General features: G+C 65.6%; 3 protein-coding genes. All 3 read right to left on the reverse strand.

Annotated features, from left to right (window positions below; genetic code table 11):
* The coding region (gene urtC / locus JOY90_RS28990) for an urea ABC transporter permease subunit UrtC (protein ID WP_291694519.1) at positions 1-1,003 on the reverse strand (1,003 nt) is incomplete at its 3' end.
* Positions 1,000-2,610 (reverse strand): urea ABC transporter permease subunit UrtB, encoded by a 1,611-nt coding sequence (gene urtB / locus JOY90_RS28995; RefSeq protein ID WP_291694520.1) that lies wholly within the window; start codon positions 2,608-2,610, stop codon positions 1,000-1,002. The genes urtC and urtB, both read right to left, overlap by 4 nt.
* Positions 2,611-2,685: 75 nt before the next feature.
* Positions 2,686-3,344, reverse strand: a 659-nt coding sequence (locus JOY90_RS29000) for a transporter substrate-binding protein (RefSeq protein WP_291694521.1), incomplete at its 5' end; no start/stop codon positions are given.

Consider the following 3,344-nt stretch of genomic DNA (forward strand, 5'->3'; position numbering starts at 1 on the left):
GCCAGTAGGGCGCGAGCGGACCCGAGGTGAAGAAGGTCTTGGCGTAGTTGACGACGATCGCCCCCAGTGCGGCGCCGACCAGCGTGCCGCGGCCGCCGACCGCGACCCAGATCACCGCCTCGATCGAATTGCCCGGCCCGAACTCGCTTGGATTGATGATGCCGACCTGCGGCACATAGAGCGCGCCGGCGACGCCGGCCATGCAGGCCGACAGCGTGAACACGAACAGCTTGTAGCTCTCCACCCGATAGCCGATGAAGCGGGTGCGCGACTCGGCGTCGCGGATCGCGATCAGGACCTTGCCGAGCTTGGAGGTGACGATCGCGCGGCAGATCAGGAATGCCGCGATCAGCGCGGCGCAGCTCAGCGCGAACAGCGCGGCGCGGGTACCGTCGGCCTGCACGTTGAAGCCGAGAATGTCCTTGAAATCGGTCAGGCCGTTGTTGCCGCCGAAGCCGAAATCGTTGCGGAAGAAGCCGAGCAGCAGCGCATAGGTCATCGCCTGGGTGATGATCGAGAGATAGACGCCGGTGACGCGGGAGCGGAAGGCGAACCAGCCGAAGCCGAAGGCGAGCAGGCCCGGCACCAGCACCACCATCAGGGCTGCGAAGGGGAAGACGTCGAAGCCGTACCAGTACCAGGGCAGCCTCTGCCAGTTCAGGAACACCATGAAGTCAGGCAGGTTCGGATTGCCATAGACGCCGCGGCTGCCGATCTGTCGCATCAGGTACATGCCCATGGCGTAGCCGCCGAGCGCGAAGAAGGCGCCGTGGCCGAGCGAGAGAATGCCGCAATAGCCCCAGATCAGGTCGATCGAGAGTGCGAGGATCGCGTAGCAGACATATTTGCCCCACAGCGCTACCAGGTAGGTCGGCACCTGCAGGAAGGAGCCGGCGGGCAGCAGCAGGTTGGACAGCGGAATCAGGATGCCGCAGGCGGCGACGATCAGGATGAAGGTCGTCGCGGCGCGGTCCAGCGAGCGCGTGATGAGATGCGGCATCATGCTTCCACCGCCCGCCCCTTCAGCGCGAACAGGCCGCGGGGGCGCTTCTGGATGAACAGGATGATCAGCACCAGGATCGCGATCTTGCCGAGCACGGCACCTGCCACCGGCTCCAGGAACTTGTTGGCGATGCCGAGCGAGAAGGCGCCGACCAGCGTGCCCCACAGATTGCCGACGCCGCCGAACACCACCACCATGAAGGAATCGATGATGTAGCTCTGGCCGAGATTGGGGCTGACATTGTCGATCTGCGACAGCGCCACGCCGGCGATGCCCGCGATGCCCGAGCCGAGGCCGAAGGTCAGCGCGTCGACGCGGGAGGTCGCGATCCCCATCGAGGCCGCCATCCGCCGGTTCTGCGTCACCGCCCGCATCTCCAGCCCGAGCGCGGTGAAGCGCAGCATCAAGAGCAGGATCGCGAACACCGCGAGCGTGAAGACCAGAATCCACAGCCGGTTGTAGGTGATGGTCATCTGCCCGAGCTGGAACGCGCCGCTCATCCAGGAGGGGTTGCCGACCTCGCGGTTGGTCGGGCCGAACATGGTGCGCACCGCCTGTTGCAGCACCAGCGACAGGCCCCAGGTCGCGAGCAGGGTCTCCAGCGGGCGGCCGTAGAGGAAGCGGATGATCGAGCGCTCGATCACGACCCCGATCGCGCCCGCGACGAGAAAGGCGAGCGGCACCGCGATGAACAGCGAATAGTCGAACAGCGCGGGATAGTGGGTGCGGATCGTCTCCTGCACCACGAAGGTGGTGTAGGCGCCGAGCATCACCATCTCGCCATGGGCCATGTTGATGACGCCCATGACGCCGAAGGTGATGGCAAGCCCGATCGCGGCGAGCAAGAGCACCGAGCCGAGCGACAGGCCGTACCAGGCGTTCTGCACCGTCGACCAGACCGCGAGCGTATCCTGGATCGAGGCAATCGCGCTCGCCGCGGCCTTGGCCACCGCCGGTGGCTGATCGCTGCCGATGTCGCTCAGCATCGCCAGCGCATCCTGATCGCCGCGCGACCGCACGGCTGCAATCGCCTCCAGCTTCTCGGCCTCGGTCGCATCCGACTTCGACAGCAGGATCGCCGCGCGGGCTTCGGACAGCGCCGCCTTCGCCGCCTTGTTGGTCTCCTTGGCGAGCGCGCCTTCGACCACCGGCAGCAGCGCCTCGTCATGCGACTTGAACACCGACTGTGCCGCGGCCACGCGCGCCGCGGGATCGGGGGCCAGCAGGGTCAAGCCGCCAAGCGCGGCCTCGACGTTGCGGCGCAGCTTGTTGTTCAGCCGCACGGCGTCCGCGCCAGGTGGCAGCGCATCCACCGGCGCGCCGGTCGCGGCATCGATGATCTTGCCGTCGGGCTGCTTGATGTAGACCTTCTTGCTGTCGGAATCGGCCATCAGCCGCTCGTCCTGCAGCGCGCTGATGATCGGATAGGCCAGGGGATTGCCCGACGCGGCGATCTCGGCCACCGCATCCGCGGTGTCGGAGAAATCGTCATTGGCGAATTTGGCGACCGAATCCTCGAACGGCCCGGCGAAGGCCGGCAGCGCGAGCAGGATCAGGACAACCGCGAGCGCAACCGTGCGCAACCGGTTCAGGATTTCGACAGGCAATGGACCACTCCCGGCGGAGAGTGAGGAAGGCGGTAATGCGCCGCCTTCCCCGTTGGTGCAGTTTTCAGGCGCGGATCAGGAGCCCGAGCCGAGGCACTTCTTGCTGACCTTGTTGTAGTTGCCGCACTTCAGCGTCACCCAGTCGGCCTCGAGGTCCTTCGATCCTTCGAGATAGTCCGACCAGGCATCGCCCGGCACCAGCTTGGCCTTCTTCGGATCGCCCGACACCACGTTGAACTGGCCGTCGGCCTGGATCTCGCCGATGAAGACCGGCTTGGTGATGTGGTGGTTGGGCAGCATCTCCGAGGTGCCGCCGGTCAGGTTGGCCTGCTTGATGCCCGGCAGCGCGTCGATCACCTTGTCGGGGTCGAACGACTTCGCCTTCTCGACCGCCTTCACCCACATGTTGAAGCCGATATAGTGCGCCTCCATCGGGTCGTTGGTGGTGCGCTTCGGGTTCTTGGTGTATTCGTGCCAGGTCTTGATGAAGGCGGTGTTCTCCGGCGTCTTGATCGACTCGAAGTAGTTCCAGGCCGCGAGATGGCCTACCAGCGGCTTGGTGTCGAGGCCGGCGAGCTCTTCCTCGCCCACCGAGAACGCGACCACCGGAATTTCGGTCGCCTTGATGCCCTGGTTGCCGAGCTCCTTGTAGAACGGCACGTTGGCGTCGCCGTTGATGGTCGAGACCACGGCGGTCTTCTTGCCGCCCGAGCCGAACTTCTTGATGTCGGCCA

It is taken from the genome of Bradyrhizobium sp., assembly GCF_019242285.1.
GTDB lineage: Bacteria > Pseudomonadota > Alphaproteobacteria > Rhizobiales > Xanthobacteraceae > Bradyrhizobium.